Annotated in this window: 14 protein-coding genes and 1 pseudogene; 12 read left to right on the forward strand and 3 right to left on the reverse strand. The window is 67.6% G+C overall.

Going from position 1 to position 21,199, the window contains the following annotated elements; translation table 11 throughout:
* Positions 1 to 239 (forward strand): annotated as a pseudogene (locus PO883_RS28565) (MATE family efflux transporter); the annotation flags it as partial.
* 128 nt (positions 240 to 367) lie between these two features.
* Here PO883_RS28565 and PO883_RS28570 read toward each other — a convergent pair.
* Complete coding sequence (locus PO883_RS28570) at positions 368 to 3,469, reverse strand: efflux RND transporter permease subunit (protein ID WP_289312778.1); 3,102 nt, start codon at positions 3,467 to 3,469, stop codon at positions 368 to 370.
* The gene (locus PO883_RS28575) at positions 3,466 to 4,584 is read right to left on the reverse strand and encodes an efflux RND transporter periplasmic adaptor subunit (protein WP_289312779.1); all 1,119 of its coding nucleotides are present in this window, start codon (positions 4,582 to 4,584) and stop codon (positions 3,466 to 3,468) included. Before PO883_RS28575 ends, PO883_RS28570 begins: the two co-directional genes overlap by 4 nt.
* Before the next feature lie 202 nt (positions 4,585 to 4,786).
* On the opposite strand from PO883_RS28575, the gene hpnC reads away from it, so the two are divergent.
* The 6 genes from hpnC to PO883_RS28605 all read left to right on the forward strand — a co-directional run bounded on the left by hpnC (position 4,787) and on the right by PO883_RS28605 (position 9,929).
* A complete protein-coding gene (gene hpnC, locus PO883_RS28580; protein WP_289312780.1) occupies positions 4,787 to 5,596 on the forward strand; it encodes a squalene synthase HpnC in 810 nt (269 codons plus the stop codon).
* A gap of 121 nt (positions 5,597 to 5,717) precedes the next feature.
* Positions 5,718 to 6,551, forward strand: coding sequence for a presqualene diphosphate synthase HpnD (gene hpnD / locus PO883_RS28585; protein ID WP_289312781.1), 834 nt, complete (start codon positions 5,718 to 5,720; stop codon positions 6,549 to 6,551).
* Entirely contained in the window at positions 6,544 to 7,884 is a 1,341-nt protein-coding gene (gene hpnE / locus PO883_RS28590) for a hydroxysqualene dehydroxylase HpnE (RefSeq protein WP_289312782.1), read from the forward strand. Before hpnD ends, hpnE begins: the two co-directional genes overlap by 8 nt.
* A 124-nt stretch (positions 7,885 to 8,008) precedes the next feature.
* Positions 8,009 to 8,146, forward strand: a complete 138-nt coding sequence (locus PO883_RS28595) for a hypothetical protein (RefSeq protein ID WP_289312783.1) — start codon at positions 8,009 to 8,011, stop codon at positions 8,144 to 8,146.
* A 17-nt stretch (positions 8,147 to 8,163) separates the two neighbouring features.
* On the forward strand, positions 8,164 to 9,102 hold the full coding sequence (locus PO883_RS28600) for a DUF1700 domain-containing protein (protein WP_289312784.1): 939 nt from the start codon (positions 8,164 to 8,166) through the stop codon (positions 9,100 to 9,102).
* Positions 9,103 to 9,122: 20 nt separating this feature from the next.
* On the forward strand, positions 9,123 to 9,929 hold the full coding sequence (locus tag PO883_RS28605) for a head GIN domain-containing protein (RefSeq protein ID WP_289312785.1): 807 nt from the start codon (positions 9,123 to 9,125) through the stop codon (positions 9,927 to 9,929).
* Here PO883_RS28605 and PO883_RS28610 read toward each other — a convergent pair.
* Entirely contained in the window at positions 9,926 to 11,173 is a 1,248-nt protein-coding gene (locus PO883_RS28610) for a TIGR03862 family flavoprotein (RefSeq protein WP_289312786.1), read from the reverse strand. The two genes, PO883_RS28605 and PO883_RS28610, sit on opposite strands and share 4 nt — an antisense overlap.
* A 137-nt stretch (positions 11,174 to 11,310) precedes the next feature.
* Between PO883_RS28610 and PO883_RS28615 the strand changes: the two genes are divergently transcribed.
* From PO883_RS28615 to PO883_RS28635, 5 genes are all read left to right on the forward strand, one after another.
* On the forward strand, positions 11,311 to 11,697 hold the full coding sequence (locus tag PO883_RS28615; RefSeq protein ID WP_289312787.1) for a hypothetical protein: 387 nt from the start codon (positions 11,311 to 11,313) through the stop codon (positions 11,695 to 11,697).
* Positions 11,694 to 11,897: a helix-turn-helix transcriptional regulator gene (locus tag PO883_RS28620; protein ID WP_167087178.1), complete on the forward strand. Its 204-nt coding sequence runs from the start codon at positions 11,694 to 11,696 to the stop codon at positions 11,895 to 11,897. The genes PO883_RS28615 and PO883_RS28620 overlap by 4 nt, the downstream gene beginning before the upstream one ends.
* Positions 11,894 to 12,823 carry an alpha/beta fold hydrolase gene (locus PO883_RS28625; protein WP_289312788.1) on the forward strand — a complete coding sequence of 310 codons (930 nt, stop codon included), beginning with the start codon at positions 11,894 to 11,896 and terminating at the stop codon, positions 12,821 to 12,823. Before PO883_RS28620 ends, PO883_RS28625 begins: the two co-directional genes overlap by 4 nt.
* A gap of 263 nt (positions 12,824 to 13,086) precedes the next feature.
* A complete protein-coding gene (locus tag PO883_RS28630) occupies positions 13,087 to 17,658 on the forward strand; it encodes a hypothetical protein (protein ID WP_289312789.1) in 4,572 nt (1,523 codons plus the stop codon).
* 15 nt (positions 17,659 to 17,673) lie between these two features.
* Positions 17,674 to 21,126, forward strand: coding sequence for a hypothetical protein (locus PO883_RS28635; protein WP_289312790.1), 3,453 nt, complete (start codon positions 17,674 to 17,676; stop codon positions 21,124 to 21,126).
* Positions 21,127 to 21,199 lie beyond the last annotated feature (73 nt).

Below are 21,199 nucleotides of genomic sequence, written 5' to 3' on the forward strand. Positions count from 1 at the left end.
GTTCATTGCGGGCGACGGGCGATGCGCGTTTTCCGGTGCTGATGGGCGCGTGCTCGATGTGGGGCGTGGCGGTCCCGCTGGCATGGCTGCTGGGCCTGCATCTGGGCTGGGGATTGATTGGGGTGTGGATCGCGTTCACCTGCGACGAATGGGTGCGCGGGTTGGCGATGTATGCGAGGTGGAAGAGCCGGGTGTGGGAAAAACATGCGCACGCGGTGCGGGCGCACGTGGCGGCTTGAAGATCGGAAATGAATGAAGCACCCCTACCCTCCGTTCCGTCGTTCCCGCGCCAAGGCGGCACTCGGCGGGGAGTCGTTTCTGCCAATGGCAGAAACGACGGTTTACAGGGTCGCGAATTAACGGCTCGTTACGTGCGCAGCGCTACCGCTTCTACGGGCTTCTTAACCCGGAAACAGGTCGCATACAAGGCCGGCAAGAACAGCAAGGTCAACGCCGTCGCCACCACCAAACCACCCATGATGGCAACCGCCATCGGCCCCCAGAACACCGAACGCGACAGCGGTATCATCGCCAGCGCAGCCGCCGCGGCCGTCAGGATGATCGGCCGGCAGCGCCGTACCGCAGCCTCGATCACCGCATTCCACGGCTCCGCGCCAGCAGCAATATCCTGCTCGATCTGATCCACCAGAATCACCGAATTACGGATGATCATGCCGAACAGCGCAATCACGCCCAGATTCGCCACGAACCCGAACGGCCGGTTAAAAATCAACAGCGCCATCGCCGCGCCAGCCACGCCCAGCGGACCGGTCAGGAACACCAGCAGCGAACGCGAGAAGCTGTGCAATTGCAGCATCAGCAAGGTGAACACGATGAACAGCACCAGCGGCACGTTCGCGGCAATCGACGCTTCCGCGGCCGCGCTGTCGGCGGCAGCGCCGGCCAGCGAGATCGTATAGCCCGGCGGCAGCGCCGCGCGCAAATCAGCCAGCTTCAGGCCAATCTGGTCCGACACCGTCGGCCCCTGGATGCCATCGACCACATCGGATTGCGCCGTGATCGCCCATTCGCGTCCTTCACGCCACACCACGCCCGGTTCCCACACAAAATGCGCACGCGCAATCTGCGAGATCGTCACCGATTTTCCCGAGGCGGTCGGAATATTGGTGTCGTTGAGCACCGAAATCGTGGCCCGCTCTTCCACCGGCTGGCGTACCACGATGTCGATCAGCTTGTTGTCCTCGCGGAACTGGCCGATGGTCGTACCCGACAGAATGGTATTGGCGGCACGCATCACCGTTTGCGAGGTCACGCCCAGCGCGCGCAGTTTTTCCTGGTCCAGGTCGAGACGCAGCACCTTGATCGATTCGTTCCAGTTGTCATTAACGCCGATCGCATTCGGATTGGCGCGCATGATATCCTTGACCTTGTCGGCAAAATCACGCACGACAGCGATCTCGGGACCGGCCACGCGGAACTGCACCGGATACGGCACCGGCGGCCCGTTCGGCAGCAGCTTGACCCTGCCGCGCACTTCCGGGAAATCTTTCTTGAAGATATCGACAATCTTCAGGCGCATCGCCTCGCGCTTTTCCAGGCTGCGCGCCAGCACCACGATCTGCGACACGTTCGATTGCGGGAAGATCTGGTCCAGCGGCAGATAGAAGCGCGGGCTGCCGTTGCCGACGTAACTGGTCACGCTCTCGACATCGGCTTCCTTGGCCATCAGCTTCTCGAATTTCTTCACCAGCGCTTCATTGGCGCGGAACGCGGTGCCTTCCGGCGTCCACATCTCGACCATCAGCTCGGGACGGCTGGAATCCGGGAAGAATTGCTTCTCGATAAACTTGAAGCCGAACACGCCGAGCGCGAACACGCCCAGGCTCAGCGCGATGGTGGTTTTGCGCCATGTCACGCACCAGGTCACGACGCGGCGGAAACGCTGGAAGCCGGGCGTGTTGAACAGGTCGTGCTCGCCCTCGCCGCCCGTATGCGGCTTGACCTTGAGGATCATGTAGCCGATGTAGGGCGTAAAGATCACCGCCACCAGCCACGAAATCAAGAGCGCCAGCGCGTTGACCGAGAACATCGAAAAGGTGTACTCGCCGGCCGCCGACTTGGCCAGGCCGATCGGCAAGAAGCCGGCGGCCGTGATCAGGGTGCCGGTCAGCATCGGCATCGCGGTCGAGGTGTAGGCGAAGGTGGCCGCTTCAAAGCGCGACATGCCCTCCTCCATCTTGCGCACCATCATTTCGACGGCAATGATGGCGTCATCCACCAGCAAGCCGAGCGCAATGATCAGGGCGCCGAGCGAAATCTTGTGCAGGTCGATGTCGAAAAAGCGCATGAACAGGAAGGTAATGGCCAGCACCAGCGGAATCGTCAGCGCCACCACCAGGCCGGGCCGCGCATCGATGCGCAGCGGCTTGGTGTGCAGGCCAAGTGCCAGGAAACTGACCGCCAGCACGATCACCACCGCTTCGATCAGCACCTTGATGAATTCGCTTACCGAAGCCGTCACCGCGCGCGGCTGGTCCGATACCCGCTCCAGTTCAATGCCGACCGGCAGCTTGGCCTTGATGCGGGCCACGGTTTCATCCAGGCCTTTGCCCATCTGAATGATGTTGCCGCCCTTTTCCATCGATACGCCCAGGCCGATGACTTCCTTGCCGTTAAAACGCATCTTTTCCAGCGGCGGATCTTCGTATTCGCGCTTGATGGTGGCAAAATCGCCCAAGCGGAAGGTAGTGCCGTTGGCGCGCAGTTCCAGGTTTTCCAGGTCCTTGGCGGAGCGCAAGGCGCCGGTCACCCGCACTTGCAGGTTATCGGTCGAAGTGACCAGCACGCCGGTCGATTCGACCGAGTTTTGCGTGGCGATCTGGTTGGCGATGACCTCGAACGGCACGCCGAGCTGGGCAAATTTCTTGTGCGAGAACTCGATATTGAGTTTTTCAGCCTGGACGCCGAACTGTTCCACTTTCGATACCAGCGGCACGTGCAGCAATTGCTGGCGCACGAAGTCGGCATACTCCTTGACCTCGGCGTAATTGAAACCGTCGGCCGACAGCGCGAAGATGGAACCGTAGGTGTCGCCGAATTCATCGTTGAAGAAGGGCCCGATCACGCCCGACGGCAAGGTGCCACGCATGTCGCCGATCTTCTTGCGCACCTGGTACCAGGCATTGGCGGTCTCGCGCGGGGGCGTCGATTCGCGCAACTGCAGGATGATGATGGTCTCGCCCGGCTTGGAATAACTCTTGATCTTGTCGATGTAGGGCGTTTCCTGCAACTTCTTTTCGAGCTTGTCGGTCACCTGCTCGGCCATCTGCACCGCGGTCGAACCCGGCCAAATGGCGCGCACCACCATCACGCGGAAGGTAAACGGCGGATCTTCATCCTGCCCCAGGCTGGTGTAGCTGATCACTCCGCCCAGCAGCAGCGCGAAAATCAGGTAGCGCGTCAGCGGAATATGCTCTAGCGCCCAGCGAGAAAGATTGAAGCCCTTCATTTGGCGACCTCGACCTTTGGTGCGGCTTTGGCGGCCGGCGCCGGATCGCTAGCCGAGGTATCCGGCGGCAGGATCGTCACTTTCTGGCCCGGCTTGAGCAGGTTCACGCCGGCCGTCACCACGGTCTGGCCGGCCGTCACGCCACCGGCCAGCACCACCTCATTGCCGGCGGTGCCGGCAATGGTCACCGGCACCATGCGCGCCAGGCCCTTGTCGACCACCCACACGGACGTCGTGTTCTTTTCGTGGAACAGCGCCGTCAGCGGCACCTTGATCTGCGGCGTGGCCATGGTACTGGCGAACTGCACCATGGCAGTCATGCCCAGCTTGACGTCGGCGGCGCTGTCGGGAATCGATACCTTGACCGCGTAGGTGCGGGTGGCGGCGTCGGCCACCGGCGACACTTCGCGCACCTTGCCGGGAATGACCACATCCTTGTTGGCCCACAGGCGCACGGTCACGTCGGTCAGCTTGCGTAATTCCTCAACTTTATCCTCCGGCAAGCCGATGACGATTTCCTTCTCGCCCATCTTGGCCACGCGCACCACCGGCGTGCCGGGCGAGACCACCTGCCCCACTTCCGCGTCCACGGCCGTGACCACGCCATCGACATCCGACACCAGCGTGGCGTAGCCCGCCTGGTTGGACTGCCCGAAATAGGCCGCCTGGGCCGCATCGACGCTCGATTGCGCCGCGCTGAACGCCGACACCTTGGCGTCGAGCACAGCCTGGCTGACGAAATTCTTCACGCGCAATTCCTGATAGCGCTTCAATTCCGCCTTGGCCAGGTCGCGCCCGGTTTCGGCCGCGCGCAGATTGGCCTTGGCCTGGGCCTGCGACAACTGCAAGTCTTGCGGATCGAGCTGCATCAGCACCTGGCCCTTCTTGACCACCGTGCCCGGATCGACTTTGCGCCCGGTAATCTTGCCGCCAACCCGGAACCCGAGGCGCGATTCGACCCGCGCCCGCACCTCGCCGGCGAATTCGGCGTTCACGCCCACGCTGCTCGAGGTCAGCACGAGGGCGCGTACGGGACGGATGTCCTCGGTCTTTTCGACAGGCTTCGAGCAGGCGGCCAGCAGCGCGGCCATCACGGCGGCACTGAGAACGGTCATCGGAGCCAAAGGTCTTTGGCGCAGGTTTTTCACGGGGAACACGGTGTTTTCCTTTACTATGCGGTGGTCGCCAACGGAGTGCTTGGCGATGATGTCGAGATGCTACTACTCGTTCGACCCTGAGAGCTAACTGACTTTCTGGTTAGTAATTATAATCCTGCAAGTTTTATTTGCAAATGACTTTAGCGTCATTAATACTTTCATGCCTGTCGATCATTACGAGAACTTCCCTGTCGCCTCTGTCTTGCTGCCCCGGCGGCTGGTGCCGGCCGTGGAAGCGATTTACGCTTTCGCCCGCACGGCGGACGATATCGCCGACGAGGGCGACGCCAGCGGCCCCGAACGGCTGGCCGCCCTGACCGCCTACGAAGCCGCGTTGGACGCCATCGGCCGTGGTGAGGTTCAACCCGACCCGCTGTTTCAGCGCCTGGCTGGCGTGATCGCCCAATACAAGTTACCGCTGCAACCGTTCCGCGACTTGCTGTCGGCCTTCAAGCAGGATGTGGGCACCACGCGCTACCCCAGCTTCGCGCTGCTGCTCGACTATTGCCGCCGCTCGGCCAATCCGGTGGGTTTCCTGATGCTGTCGCTGTACGGCGCCGTGGACGAGGCCAACGTGCGCGATTCGGACGCCATCTGCTCCGCGCTGCAACTGATCAACTTCATGCAAGATGTCGGCATCGACCGCCAAAAAGACCGTATTTACCTGCCCCTGGACGATTTGCAGCGCTTCGGCGTGGCCCCGGCCCAGCTCGACCAGTCGACCACCGACGGCAACTGGCGCGCCCTGATGGCGTTCGAGGTGGCGCGCGCGCGCGCCCTGATGCTGAGCGGCGCCCCGCTGGCGTTGCGTTTGCCGGGCCGCATCGGCTGGGAATTGCGGCTGGTGATCCAGGGCGGCTTGCGCATCCTGGAAGAGATCGAAAAGGTCGGCTACGACGTCTTCGGCCAGCGCCCGCAGCTCAAAACGCGCGATTGGCTGGCGATTCTGTGGCGCGCAATACGCATGTAGGCCGGCTTCCGACCCGCTGTGGCGGCACCGGACGACGAAAAAACCCGCGTCGCCCGCCGCCAGGTGCACCCATCGGCTATAGAATAGCGGCTTCGCTTCGCGCACCCTTGCATTTTTGACCATGTCCCCTGACGAATACTGCCAACAAAAGACCGTCCAGAGCGGCTCCAGCTTTTACTACAGCTTCCTGTTCCTGCCCCCGGAGCGGCGCCGCGCGATCACCGCGCTGTACGCCTTTTGCCGCGAGGTGGACGACACGGTCGACGAATGCACCGACCAGTCGATCGCGCGCATCAAACTGGCCTGGTGGCGCACCGAGCTCGCCAATATGTACGCCGGCGCGCCCACGCACCCGGTGACGCAAGCCTTGCAGCCGCACCTGGCGGTCTACAACTTGCAGGAACAACACATGCAAGCCATCGTCGACGGCATGGAAATGGACCTCGACCAGACCCGCTACCTCGATTTCCCGGCCATGAAGCGCTATTGCTGGCACGTGGCCAGCGTGGTCGGCATTCTGTCGGCCAGCATTTTCGGCGTGACCAATCCCAGGACGCTCGAGTATGCCGAGCAGCTGGGCCTGGCGTTCCAGCTCACCAATATCATCCGCGACGTGGGCGAAGATGCGCGCAAGGGCCGGATTTACCTGCCCGTCAACGAATTGCAGCAATTCGGCGTCACTGCGGCCGACCTGCTCAATGCGCGCCACAGCGACAAGTTCGAGAACCTGATGCGCTTCCAGACCGAACGCGCGCAAAAGGTGTACGACGAAGCCTTCGCCCTGCTGCCCAAGGAAGACCGGCGCGCCCAGCGTCCCGGCCTGATGATGGCGGCCATCTACCGCACCGTGCTCGACGAAATCGAGCGCGACAATTTCCACGTCCTGACCCAGCGCATCTCGCTCACGCCGCTGCGCAAACTGTGGCTGGCGTGGAAGACCTACATCCGTGGCTAAAATACAGCAAAGCGCCGCCGTCATCGGTGGCGGCTGGGCCGGCTGCAGCGCGGCGGTCGAACTGGCCCGCGCCGGCTGCAAGGTCACCCTGTTCGAGGCCGCGCGCACGCTCGGCGGACGGGCGCGCGCGGTCGATGTGCAGGGCCGCCAGCTCGACAACGGCCAGCACATCCTGCTCGGCGCCTACAAGGAATCGCTGCGCCTGATGCGCGCGGTCGGCATCGACCTGCGCGCCGCCGTGCTGACGCTGCCGCTGCAAATGCGCTATCCCAAGGATAGCGGCGGCATGGACTTTGTCGCTCCGCGCCTGCCGGCGCCGCTGCACCTGGCGCTGGCCCTGCTGCGCGCCGATGGCCTGGCCTTTGCCGACAAGATGGCCTTGGCGCGCTTTTCCTCGACCGCGCGCTGGATGGACTGGCGCCTGCACAACGATTGCAGCGTCAGCGAATTGCTGGAGCGCTACGACCAGACCGAGCGCCTCATCGAGCTGATGTGGCGTCCGCTGTGCCTGGCCGCGCTCAATACGGCGCCCGAACGTGCCTCGGCCCAGGTATTTCTGGCCGTACTGCGCGACAGCCTGGGCGCGAGCCGCGCCAGTTCCGACATGCTGCTGCCGCGCGTCGACCTGAGCGCGCTGTTTCCGGCGGCGGCGGCGGCCTTCGTCGAACGCGCCGGCGGCGCCGTGCGCCTCGGCGCCAAGGTCGGCACACTGGCGCCGGACAACGGCGGCTGGCTGCTGGGCGAAGGCGAGCGCGAGCGCTTTGACGCCGTCGTCATCGCCACCGCCCCGCCGGCGGCCGCCACCCTGCTCGAACAGGCCGGCGCGGCCACACTGGCGGCCACCCTGCAGCATTTCGAGTACGAAGCGATCACCACCTGCTACCTGCAATACCCGGCCGCGACCCGGCTCGCGCTGCCCTTCTACGCCCTGCGCGACAACGCCGCCAGCGGCCACTGGGGGCAGTTCGTGTTCGACCGCGGCCAGCTCGACGCCGCCCAGGCCGGCCTGTTTTCGGTGGTCATCAGCGCCTCGGGCGCGGCCTCGGAACTGGGACGCGAGGCGCTGGCCCAGGCCGTTGCCGCCCAAGTGGCCGCCGTACTGGGGCGCCCGGAACTTGCCCAACCCGAATGGGTTCAGGTCATCAGCGAAAAACGCGCCACCTTTGCCTGTACCCCGGGCCTGGCGCGTCCCGCCAACGCGACCGGACTGGCGCGCCTGGCGCTGGCCGGCGACTACACCGCCAGTGACTATCCGGCAACAATCGAGTCCGCCGTGCGCAGCGGCGTGGCGGCGGCCCGCCTGGTGCTGGCGGCCAAGACATCGCGAGCATGAACGACTGTCCCGCGATTTGGTCGTTGACGGCGCTGAAAGTGCAGCCTGTCGCATTCCGCTGGAGCTGAACTGTCCGTTTTCGTACAGTAGCACCATCGAAACAGGTTTTTTACACGGACAGCACATGAACATCGCCCTCGGCCTTCGCGCACTCGCACTCCTGCTTTTTGTTGCCGCGAGTACCGCCGTCATCGTCATGCCGCACCTGCTCGGCGGCGACTTGCAGATTCTCCATTCGGGCGTGGCGCTGAGCCACTCCTGATCCAAAAGGCGACCATCATGGGCAAACTCGAATACCTCGACGCGCTGCGGCGCGCGATGGCGGGCATTTCCGCCGACATCCAGGCCTCCACGCTGGCATATTACGAACAGCGCTTCATCGACGGCGTGGCGGCCGGCCGCACCGAGGCCGACATCGCCGCCGAACTCGACCCGCCGGCCACGATCGCCATGAAGCTGCGCACCACCGCGCATATGCATTCTTTCGAGCAAAAGAAAAATCCCGCCAACCTGATGCGTTTGCTGGTCTCGCTGGCCGGCCTGGCCATCTTCAACCTGTTCATGGTGGTGCCGGCGCTGGTCTACGCGGCCTTCCTGGCCCTGCTGTACGCGGCCGGGCTGGCCTTTTACGTGGCCGGCATCGCCATTACCGCCAGCGGCCTGTCGGGCGCCAACGAACTGGTCCTCGACGGCCCGTTCCGCGAACTGATACTCGACAACGCTTCCGGCGACGAGCCGCAGACGATGGAAGCGAAAGTGTCGATCGGCCAGGACGGCGTGCGCTTCTTCCGCGAACATATTTCCGGCGACGCCCCCCGGCGAGCGCTAGCCGAAGCGCGCGAAGCCGCCGCCGGTGCAGCCGCGCACGCGGCCGGGGAAGCCGCACGCGCTGCTGGAGAAGCCGCACGCGCCGCTGGAGAAGCCGAGCGCGCCGCCGGCGAGGTGGCCGAGGCTGTGCGCGAAGCCAGCGAGGAAGCTGCGTCCGCCCACCCGAAAAAACGCGGCATGGTGCGCCGCGCCGAAGAAGCGGCCAGCGCCGGCCTGCGCATCACCACCAACCTCGAACCCGGTTCGCGCGCCACCCAGACCGTGTTCGGGCTCGGCATCGTACTGGCCGGAATCGTGATCTTCCTGGTGTGCCTGGTAATCACGAAATACACGCTGACCGGCATCCGCCGCTACGCCGAAATGAATGTTTCCCTGCTCAAGGGCAACTAAACGCGGAACCGGAGAATTTCATGCGCTCACTTCTTAAAGTCGGCTTCGGCCTGCTGCTCCTGGCCTTCGTCCTGATCGCCCTGTTCTACAGCATGCTGCGGGCCCAGGGCACCACCCGGCCGGCCAATCCGGAAGGACGGGTGGTCGCCAGCGAGGCGCGCCATGTGGGCAACGATGTCACATCGGTCGAGCTCGGCGGTCCGATCGACATGACCCTGCGCCAGGGCGCGGTGTCGTCGCTGACCGTGCGCGGCGAACAGCGCTTGCTGGGCAATATCGAAACGATCAGCGAAGGCGGCACCCTGCACATCGAAACCAAGGGCATGCTGCTGCACCATAAACAGCCGCTGCAAGTGGTGCTGGTACTGCCCGCCATCGACAACGTGCGCATCCAGGGCAGCGGCGACAGCACCATCAATGGCTTCAGCGGCGACAAGATCGACCTGCAACTGCACGGTTCCGGCAACGTCAAGTTCAATGGCCGCTTCCGCGAGGTCGAGGCCGGCCTGCAGGGCAGCGGCGACATTGAGCTCAACGGCGGCAACTGTGACCAGGTCGACGTCAACGTGGCAGGATCGGGCAGCATGACGGTGGTGGGCGCGGCGAAACGCTTCAAGACGGTGCAGACCGGCTCGGGCGACCTCGACGCCGAGCACCTGAGCGCCGATACCGTTACCGTCGAGCTGACGGGTTCGGGCAGCGCCATCGTTCAAGCCCGCAAAAGCGCCTCCGTCAACCTGCGCGGCAGCGGCGACGTGAGCGTGCACGGCAATCCGGACCAGCGTGCCGTCACCCGCAACGGCTCGGGCGACGTCACGTTCGACTAGGACGGCCGCCGCGCCAGCCAGGCCAGCGCACCATGGCCGGCGGCGCGGCCGCTGGCGAAGCAGGCCGTGAGCAGGTAGCCACCGGTCGGCGCTTCCCAGTCGACCATTTCGCCGGCGGCAAACACGCCCGGCACTGCGCGCAGCATGGCGTGCCCGTCGAGCGCATCGAAACGGATGCCGCCGGCGCTGCTGATCGCCTCGTCGATCGGGCGCGCGCGTTGCAAGGTCAGCGGCAGCATCTTTAACGCCGCCGCCAGGCGCGCCGGGTCGGCAAATTCTTCCGCCGACAGGCATTCGCGCAGCAATCCCGATTTCACGCCCTTGATGCCCAGCCGGCTTTGCAGATGGCTGGACATCGAACGCGATCCGCGCGGGCGCGTCACGTCTTCCAGCACCCGTTCGGCGCTGAAATCGGGCACCAGGTCGAGCCAGATGGTGGCGCTGCCACTGGCGGCAATCTGCTCGCGCAGGTCGGCCGACAGGGCGTAAATCAGGCTGCCTTCGACGCCGCTGGCGGTGATCACGAACTGTCCCTGGCGTTTGTGCAGGCGGCCGTTGGCGTCGGTGGCGGTAATGGCCACGGTAGTCAAGGGCGCGCCCGCGTGGCGGCTGCTGAAATGATCGCTCCAGCCGGTGTCGAAGCCGCAGTTCGACGGCGCCAAAGGCGCCACCGCCACCGCGCGTTCCCGCAACAGCGGCACCCAGGCGCCATCCGACCCCAGGCGCGCCCAGCTGCCGCCACCGAGCGCCAGGATGACGGCATCGGCCAGGGTCTCGCGTTCGCCGTCGGGCGTGGCAAAGCGCAGCGCGGCGCCATTCCAGCCCAGCCAGCGATGGCGCATGTGCAGTTGCACGCCCGCTTCGCGCAGGCGGTGCAGCCAGGCGCGCAGCAAGGGCGCGGCCTTCATATCGGTGGGGAAAACGCGTCCGGACGTGCCCACGAAGGTGTCCACGCCGAGGCCATGAATCCAGTCGCGCACCGCCTGCGCATCGAAGCGTTCCAGCCAGGGCGCCACCTGCGCGGCGCGCGCGCCGTAGCGCTGGAGAAAATCGGCGGACGGCTCCGAATGCGTGATATTCATGCCGCCCTTGCCCGCTAACAGGAATTTGCGTCCCACCGAGGGCATCGCATCGTACAGATCGACCGCCACCCCGCCCTGGCTCAGGACTTCGGCGGCCATCAGGCCGGCCGGACCGCCGCCGATGACGGCGACGCGGGCTTGGGGAGGGTTTTCAGCAGGCATGACAGACTCGGTGCGGCGGTTGGACGACCCGCATTGTAGTCGACTTCGGCAGGCGAAAAATAGATGTAAAGCTTGCTTGACATGCCTATTATTCATCCCTACTATGTAAAGCATACTTTACTAACGAGGAGACTGACATGCATGAAAAGATCATCGGCCGGCGCTACCTGCGCGAACTGTTCGGCGCCATCGGCATCTATGCGCTGATCCTGACCGCAGCCATCGTGTTCGGGCGCACGCTCGCCGCAGGCCCGGCGCGCACGCTGGTGCTGGTCAGTCCGGTGATCGGCATCGCCCTGGCCGCCTGGGCCATCGTGCGCCACATGCGCCGGGTGGACGAATTCATCCGCCAAAGCACGCTGGAAAACCTGGGCATCGCCGCCGCGCTCACGGCCGGCCTGACCCTGACCTACGGCTTTCTGGAAACAGCCGGCTTTCCGCGCCTGTCGATGTTCACCGTCTGGCCGCTGATGGGCGCCAGCTGGCTGATGACGGGCCTGGTGCGCGGGTGCTTGTTTAAATGAACAACACCATCCGCGCCCTGCGTGCGCAGCATGGCTGGAGCCAGGCGCACCTGGCCGACCTGTTGAAAGTGTCACGCCAAACCATCAACGCCATCGAAACCGGACGCTACGACCCGAGCCTGCCGCTGGCGTTTGCCATTGCCCGGCTGTTCGCCCAGCCGCTTGAAACCATTTTCCATCCCGACCAGGAGACTGCATGATTGCCCGCATTGTTGTAGCACTGATGATGGCGGCCGCCGCGCCCGCCTTTGCCGCCGACACGGCCCCGCCGCCGGCCAACCGTTTCGCCGCCACCCTCGTTCCCGCCGAACGCTTCGAGGCCGGCGCCATGCTGGTCGAACGGCACGGCCAGCGCGGCCGTCCGCTGATCCTCATTCCCGGCCTGGCCAGCGGGTCCTGGGTGTGGCAAAGTACCGCGCGCCAGTTCATGGGCGACTACACGGTGTACATCGTCACCCTGCCCGGTTTCGACGGCCGCGCGCCGGTGCCGGGCAAGCAGATGGAAGCGGCCCAGCGCGCGCTGACCCAGCTGATCGAGACGCGCAAGCTGGTCAAGCCGGTGCTGGTCGGACACAGCCTGGGCGGGGTACTGGCGCTGTCGCTGGCGGCGCAGTTGCCCGAGCGCATAGGTGGCGTGGTCAGTATCGATGGCTTGCCGGTGTTTCCGGGGGCCGAAGACCTGACGCCGCGCCAGCGCGACCAGATGGCGCAGTCACTGGCGCGGCGCATGGCGCCGGCCGACCAGCGCGCCTTCGCGGCCCAGCAGCAGGATTACATGCGCGGCACCGGCGTGCTGGACATGGCGCGCGCCGACGAACTGGCCAAGCTCAGCGCACGCAGCGATCCGGGCGCGATGCTGCGCTACATGGCCGAAACGTTCTCGCTGGACTTGCGCCCGCAGTTACCCAGGATCAGCGCGCCGGTGTTGCTGATCGCCCCGTATTTCGAGCCCGACGCCATCCAGCACGAGCTGACCGAGGACACCAAGAAGAGCTACTACGCCTCGCTGATCGAAGCCGCACCCACGGCGCGGGTGGTGACGGTGGCCCCGGCGCGGCACTTCGCCATGTTCGACCAGCCGGAACGGGTGAACGATGCCATCCGCACCTTCCTGAAAGCGCTGTAAGCGAGCAAGGGTTGCAGCACCGCCACACGCCACAGCCCTCCGCTCTGCTAGCTTGACATCCCCGAACGCGCGCCCGCTCTGGGTTCATGCCGATGCCCGCCCGCTGCGACCGGCGGCGCCATCAATGGCGCTTGCCCGGGGGGATCGCGAATGCTAACGTGGCTTGGACCGGCCCCTCAAACACAGGCCCGGCCACGTCAACCGGGTTCCGTCGCCGACTTGCGGCGGAGCATGCCCGGATCGCCTTCGGAGGAGCATCAGCCATGCCATCCAGGATTGCGCCCACACCACTTCCTTTCGGCCTGAGCGAGCCCGGCTCGCCGGCTCCCGGCAGCGCACCGTTCACACCGGGCACCGGCAACGCGTCGGCCGAGCTGCTGCTCCAGCTCGCTTCCGGCGAATGGCTCGGCGACGCCGCCATGGCGCCCGAGGAAAACCGCGCCACGCTGCGCGCGCTGGCCGCCGCGCTGCGCAATGGCGGCCCCGGGGAAGGCGCGCCGCTGCGCATCGGCGACGCCCTGGTGGCGCTGCGCCGCCAGCCCGTCATCAGCACGCGCCTGGAGGGCGCCGCGCCGGCGTGGAGCGCGGGCCTGGCGGCCGAACAGCGCGTCGGGCCGGTCGCCGACCAGCTTGGCCGGCCGTTCTGGCTCGACCTGTTTCGCCCGCTGCGCCAGTTGCGTTTCGTGCGCAGCCACGGCGCCCCGCCCGTGCTCAGCCTGCCCATCGTCCAGGCACCATGGGCCCTGGGCGGCGCCTATCTGCGCGCCGGCCAGACACTCGACCTCGGCAAGGGCAGTCTCTGGTTCGCGGCCAGCCTGTTCACCGTGGCGCCGCCGAACGTGTACTGCGGCGTGCGCATCGCGCGCGGCAGCCTGCGCTTTTCGGTCGACCTGTCGCTCGGCGCCGATGAAGTGCTGTTGCCGCCGGGTGTGGCCTTCGAACTGCAGCTCGACTTCGATGTATCCGCTGCCGATGCGCCCGCGCCCGGCAGCGTGCTTGCCGCCACCGGGCGCCGCTCGCCCGACGGCCTGGTCATCGGGCTCGGCCCGGCCGGCGCCACCATCGCCGTCGTGGGCGATGCCGGCCTGGGGCTGGGCGCCACCACGGTGACGCTGGCACCGGCGGCCGGCCCAGCCCATTACAGGCCGGAGCTGAACCGTCTGGTGGTGCCGATGACGCCGGATCGCGCCAGCGTCACCATCGGCGCCATCGGCTCGGCGCTGTTCGCGCCGTCCGGGGCGACAACCATTGCGGCGGCCGGCCTGGCGCTGCCGGCGGCGCCGATCGATCCCGCCAACCTGGGCCAGGCAAGCGGCGCCGGCGCCCTGATGCTGGAACTGGAACCCGGCCTGGCAGCCACCTGGCATGCCGAGCCGCGGCCGGTCGAGCTCGGTCCGGTACTCATCTTGCTGGACGAAACACGGCTGGCCATCAGCGGCCTGGCCGCCCGCGCGAGCGGACGCGCGCTGCGCCCGCCGCTGGCGCCCATGTCGGCGCTGGCCACCCTGGCTTATGCGCGGATCGACAAGAGCGCGCTGCACTTCCTGGCCGGTAGCGACGGCGCCGAGTCGCTGACGCTGACGGCCAGGGTCGAGGTACGCCTGCCCAAACCGGTGGACGTGGCCGGCAACCGGGTCGGCCTGACCCTGGCGGCGGCGCAGCTCGTCATCGCCACCACGCTGGCCGGCCAGCGCAGCCTGAGCGTGAGCGGCCTGGCGCTGGCGCGCGAGCAGGAACAGGCGCTGGCCTTCGCGCTCACCAATGCCGTCATGCGCGCCACGCGGCCGCGCGCCTTTTTCATGATGGGCCGCCTCGACGGCGAGCGCATCGTCGAGGGATTGGCGCTGACCGCCTACGGCATGGGCGGCCTGCTGCCTTCGCTGCCCGATCCGTACGCCGCCAATACGCCCCTCGGTACGCCGTTCGCCGCCGCCGGCGGCCAGGGATATCTGCTCAGTCAATTCCAGTTCGGCCCGGCCGGCGAGAAGCTCGGCTTCGTGCTGCCGCAGTCGCTCGCGGTGGTTCCACCGCTGGCCGGGCCGGGCTTCGCCGGCGTCGGCGGGCCGCCCACGGTCAGTGCCACGGCGGCGCTCAATGTCGGCGACCTGTTCGAGTTCGAGGCGCAGACCAAGATCGTGCTGCTCGACGTCTCGTCCAACGCCAGCCGCTTCGGGGTCGCGCTGCGTCCGCCGCGCCGGGGCAAGCAGGATAGTGTCAGCAGCGCGCCGCTCAAGCCGGTCACGGTGCGGGGACTGGACCTGTCGCTCGACAGCCGCATGCTGGTGCTGCTCACGCTCCCGGCGGTGCAATGGGAACCGGTGCGCAATGTGCCCGGCCCGCAACCCTTTCCCGACGAGGTGCGCTTTGCCAACAACGGCGTGCCGGCCACCATCGACGTGCCGGGCGTCGAACTGGTGCGCATCAATCCGCTCGCCGCGTACGACACGATCCTCGCCAATTTCGCCCTCGACCATCCGCAGCCATCGCGCGCGCGCTTCACGCTGCCGTTCGGGATGGTCGCCGATGTCCGCCTGCAAGCAGCTTCGCCCGCCGGGCGCGGCGCCGAGGTCGGCGAAGTGCGCCCGGCCATCGACGCTATGCAAGGCGCGCATCAACTGCGCATCGGCGCGCTCGACCCGGCCCTGGCGCCCGGCGCCACGCCGGCGCTGCCCGGCTTCATTGCGCAACTTGCCGTCGCGCAGCCGCTTGGCGGCGGCGCACCGGCCAGCATCCTCGGCGCCAGCGTCACGACCATCGTCAACGGCTACCTCGGCCTCGGGCAGCCCACGGCGCTGGTGCCAGTGACGCGGATCGACCTGTCCGGCCATGGCGAGAGCCTGTTCAGCGCCTGGGCCAATCCGGACGAACCCGAAACCGGGGTTGCCGCCGCCGAATTCCAGGTGCTCAACGGGCGCGCCGCGCACGAGGTAGTCCAGGTCAAGAGCATCCTGCTGCCATATTTCGTGCCGGTAGTGCGCATCATCACGCTCGAACGCAAGGGCAACGCGGTGTTTACGCGCGAGGATAGCGGCTGGCTGCCGGCTGGCGAGGGCCGCTACCGGGCCGCGCCGGGCAGCGGCATCGTGGTCCATCCGGGCGTGGTGCAACGCGCCACACGCGTGTCCAATATCCGCGAAACCGGCAGTGCCCTGGCGGCCGGCGGCATGGAGTTCGTGGCCGTCTATTTCGACACCGACCTGATCCTCGACGGCGCCGCCGCGCCGGTGCCGGCGCGGCGCCAGCTCGGCTATGTGAAACTGTCGATCCCGGTCCTGACCGCGTCCGTGTATGCCGCCCTGATCGCGGCCACCGGGCCGATGGGCGGCGCGCTCGACGCCAGCATCCAGGTTGCCGGCGGGCGCCAGCGCATGCGCCTGCACCGGGTCGGGGTCGGCATCGCCGGCCCCGAATTCGCGATGGCGGCCTGGGGCGGCCTGGCCTTTCCGGCCGGCGGCGGCGACTGGTCGGTGCTGGAAGCGGCCAACCCGGCCGATGCCCCGGCCGCCATCGCCGCCGAGCGCGGCCTGCCGCTGATCCGGCACGGCGCGCCCGGGGCGCCGAGCGCTGCCCCGTACCGCTTCGCCGATCCGGAAGACTTGTTCAACGAGGCTGCGCCGCAGCGCGACTACGGCCTGCTGCACTCGATGGGCACCCAGCGCGCCTTCTTCCGCCGCCCGCGCATCGACATGGGCGCGCCGCACCGGATCGTGTCGTCGCAGCGCCCGGTGCTTGCCGATCCGCTGATCCTGGCCACCTCCACCGGCGCCTTTCCGCGCCAGGCCGAGGCGATTCCCTTCCCGAATGCCGCCTTCGCGCTGGAAGCGCGCGCCGATGGCAGCTGGGTGCTCGATGCGCCGCCCAGTTTTGCGGCCGGGGTGGCGCGCCGCACCATCCGCAGCGCCGGCAGCGTGCGCAGCGACCTCGATTATTCGGGCGCCACCGTCACCTATACGCTCGACACCGCCGCCCCGGTCGCGTGGCGCTTCGCACTGGACGACGCGCTCAAGATCATGGCGCACACGGCGATGGGCGATCTGCTGTCGATGGCCACCGATATCGACGCCCAGGCCGGCCGCGCCACCCGTTTCGCCGATCCGGCCCTGCGCATCGGCGGCCCGTTCGACATCGTCCAGGACTTGTTGACGATCCTCAAGGATCTTGGCGTCCCGGCCCAGCCGGAGGTGCGCATGAGCAACGAATGGAAGCTCAGCGTGGCCCTCGAGGTGCCCTTCGTCGATGCCAGCGGCGAGGATTTCCAGGTCCCTCCGGGCGATCCGCTGCCGACCATCAAGTTCGCCGACACCGGGGTAACGGTCGAGGTGGCCGTGGCGCCCAAGGCCGACGAAGCCAGCCTGAAACTGCACGGCTCGCCGATGTTCGCAATCAAATCGGTGCCCGGCCTGTACGTGGTGGCGATCATCGAGTTCGAACTGAAGCTGTCGACCGAGACCGGCACCACTTACGGCTTCCTGATCGGGGTCGGCATCGCCTACAGCCTGGAGGCCGGGCCGTTCGAGCTGGAGGGTCTGTTCGCGATCACTTTCTTCGCGGTGTTCGGCGATACCGTGCTTGGGTACGGCGTCGGCTTCCTGGTCAAGCTCTCGGCCGAGCTGCCGCCCATCGTGTCGATTGAATTGTCGCTGGAAGGAAAGCTGGCGCGCGTGGTGGCGCACAAGGGCCTGGCGGACGAAACGGTGTTCCAGATCGCCAAGCTGGTGTTTGCCATCGAAGTGTCGATCTTCCTGGTCTTTAATATTTCCCTTGAAGTGGAAACGCGCAAGGTCGAAGTCATACGCGGCCCGCTGCTCGAAAGCGACGTCCCCGATGTCATCTGAAAACAGGAGCCTGCCATGCCACTGCCGATCCGCCTGATCCTGTTTCCCTTCCTGCAAGGCTACGACGGCAATGCGCTGTCGCTGCGCCTGCTGGCCGCGCCGCAGACCAATCCCACCGCCGCGCCCGCGCCCGGGCTGACGCCGTTCGTCGCGACCGATTTTGAATTCGAGCTGCGCTTCGTGGCCGATCTGGCGCAGCTTCCCACCAGCGGCGCCACGGCGACCGTCATCGACCAGGCGTCGGCCGCGCCCGCGAGCGCGGGTGCCATCTGCGCCGCCCTCAATGCGCAGTTCGGGATCGACGCCAGCATCGGCCCCATCGACGGGCGCGCCGGCGCCCCGCGCATCGTCAAGTATGCGCCGCCGGCCTACCGGCGCGCGACCGGCTATGGCGGCGAGCATCCTTTCCTGCTGACCGACGACAGCTATCACTGCGCGCTCAAGGCGCCGGTGCCGGCCGGGACCTCGGTCAAGGTGACGCCGCCGGTCATATCGTGGGGCAAGGTGCTGGCGCAAGTATTACGCCAGCCGCTGCTGGCCGAAGCGACCGGCCTGGTGCGCCCGTTCAGCGTGACCCCGCCTGCCGATATCGTCGCCGGCGGCGGCTGGCTGTTCGTCACGCTCAAGGCGGGCAGCCCGTGGAGCGATCTGGCCGGCACGCCGGGCGCGCTGCGCTCCTACGCCACGCGCATCGCACCTCTCAGCGGGCCGCGCGCGCTGTTTACGCCGGTGCTGTTCCCGGTGGCCGCCGCGCCGGTGCCGGGGGTCGCCTGGGACGACCTGTTCCGCGAATCGATCGAGTACGACGACGGCTTCGCCAAGGCCGTGTATGCGCGCCAGCCGCCCCAGGCCGATCCGCTGGCCGACGACGAGGGAGAGCTTCCGCCCGAGGATCGCGGCATCCAGCTCGGCTGGGACGATGAGCAGCTCGTCACCTGGCTGAACCGCCAGTTCGACATCGATGCCGACGCGCCCATGGGCGTGATGGGTTACCGCGTCGATGTGCGCGAAGCCGGCACCCCCGCCTGGGAATCGCTGGTGCGCGCGCGCAGCGCCGTCACGCTCGGCGCCGTCAACGCCGGTGACAGCGAATTCGACTGGCGGGTGGAAGTCGCGCCCAACCGCCTGATGGGCGACACGGGCAACCGCAGCTGGCTGCCCAGCTACCTGAGCGCCTGGAGCGGCCCCTCGCTGATCGGCATCGATGCCCTCGCCGCACAACTGCGCGGCCTGCCCGCCGCCGCGCCCGTGGTCCAGGGCTTGCCGCCGGCGACCGCGCTGCGCTACGGGCACAGCTACGAATTCCGGGTCCGCTTCAATGACCTGAGCGGCGGCGGGCCCGCGCTGGCCGACGCGCCCCGCAACGGTGGGCCGCAGCCGCTGGCCGCGATCGACTTCCGGCGTCCGGTGCGGCCGGCCGGCGCCGCCATCGATCCGCCACTGCCGCTGGACGCCGACCCGGGCGCGCCGCCGGCCAGCCTGGCGGTCTCGCGGCCCTTGCTCGGCTACCCGGCCTGCCTGATGGCGGGCGGCTCGCCAGCGGCCCTGCTGGCCGATATCGCCCCCGCCATGCTGGCCCAGCGCGCGCCGGGCCTGCCCGACCCGGATGTCGGGCAGCTCGAAATCGTGGTCGAGGTGGCCACGCCGGAGCCGGGCGCCGCCAGCCGCTACCTGGCGCTGTACAGCGTCACGCGCGCGTATCCGGATGAGGGGCCGTTGACGCTCGACTTTGCATGGACCGATATCGCCGATGCGCGTGACCTGCCGGCCGCGCCGGCCGGCCCGCTGCCCTTGCCCACCTCGCGCAATGTGCGTTTGCGCCTGACCCCGCTGGCCGACGCGAAGAACGATTACTATGCCAGCGAGGAGGTGCGGCGCGGCGAAACGCGCCTGGTGGTCATGCGCGCCCCCGCCAGCGATGAACGCGGCCTGCTGGTGCAGGGCGGCGGCTCGCTGGTCGAGGGCTTTTTCCTCCAGCCGGCCGAGCCCATCTCCCCGGCGATGATGGCGGGCCGCCAGGCCGCCGGCCACGGCGACGAACTCCCCGACGATCCCCTCGGGCGCCTGGCCGCCGCGCTCGACCTCGACCGCAAGGACAGGAGCTTGCGGGCGCGCCCCGGACGGCGCCTGATGATCGGTGCCGGCGCCCTGCTGCGCCAGGTGGTGGGCCCGGACGGCGCCAGCCTGACCTTCGCCACCGCCAATGACATGACGCGCCTGTGGCTGGTGGCGGTGGTGCTCGAACTGCGGCGCGACTGGACCTGGGACGGGCTCGACTATCTGCTGGTCGAACGCGACGGCGCCGAAGTCGGCCGCATCGGCGCCAGCACCAGCGCCGGCCACGAGGCGCTTGGCGACGCCGAACGCGACAGCTCGACCCTGGTCTTCCTCGACGCCATCGACCCCAAGCCGGCCGCCGACGCGTTTCCGCGCCCCTTGACGCCCACCTACAGGATCACGCCCGTGTTCCGCGTCGCGCCCGGCCAGCAGGACGCGCCGCTGGGCGCGGCCATCGTCTTGCCGGTAACCACGCCGCCGGCGCAAGTGCCCAAGCTGGTGTCGGCCGGGCTGGCGCTGTCGCCTTACCGGCGCGATCCGGCCTATGCCGCCAGCGAGGAGCGGCAATCGGCGGTCTGGCTCGAATTCGACCGCCCGCCGCTCGATCCGGAGGACCGCTACTATGCGCGGGTCATGGCCAGCGCACCGGACCCGGTGCTGACCAACCAGTTCGGCAACGTCGCCGCCATTGCCGACTTGCCGCTGCCGGTCGATCCGGAACCGATCCGCCGCATCGTGCCCGGCCAGGGGGACGACCGCGCCGGCCAGGCCAGCATGCAACTGCTTGCGCCGACATCCAGTCCGCTTCATTTCCTGCTGCCGCTGCCGCCAGGACTGACGCCCGGGTCGCTGGAACTGTTCGGTTTCTTCACCTATGAATTCCGGGTCGGTCATGCCGGCATCTGGAGCACGGCGCAGGGTTTCGCGGGCCGGGCGCTGCGCGTGGCCGGCATCCAGCACGCGCCGCCGCCGCTCGCTTGCGCGGTCACCCGCAGCAAGGGCCGGCTGACCGTCAGCGCCGCCTTTGCCGAACCGGTGCGCGATGGCCGCTCGCTGCGCCCGGCCACGCCGGTCACCGACTTGTGGGCGCTGCTGTATGCCCGCGTGCACCAGGCCGATGACGCCGACCGCCGCAATATCCTGTTGGGTACGCGCCGGCTCGATCCGGCGCGGCGCCAGCAGCAGCCCGGCGCGGCCGGCGTGGCTGCCGATGGCATGGCCGGCTGGTCGAACAATGAAATCAGCGCCGGCCTGGCCCTGCTGACCCTGGGCCCGGACGCGCCGCTCAGCTGCCTGGTGGTCGAAACCTTGCCCGGCGAGGTGCCGTATCCCGATCCGCTGGCCGCCCAGCTGGGCTACGAACGCTTCCTGCGCACGTCCCCGCTGACGGAGGTGCCCGATATCTGTTGAGCGCCGCCGCGCCGGCCGCTACGCGCGGTCGCGGATGACGCTACGCGGCGCGGCGTTGACCAATGACCTGAAC

The organism is Massilia sp. DJPM01 (assembly GCF_030348125.1).
Classification (GTDB): domain Bacteria; phylum Pseudomonadota; class Gammaproteobacteria; order Burkholderiales; family Burkholderiaceae_D; genus Telluria_A; species Telluria_A frigida.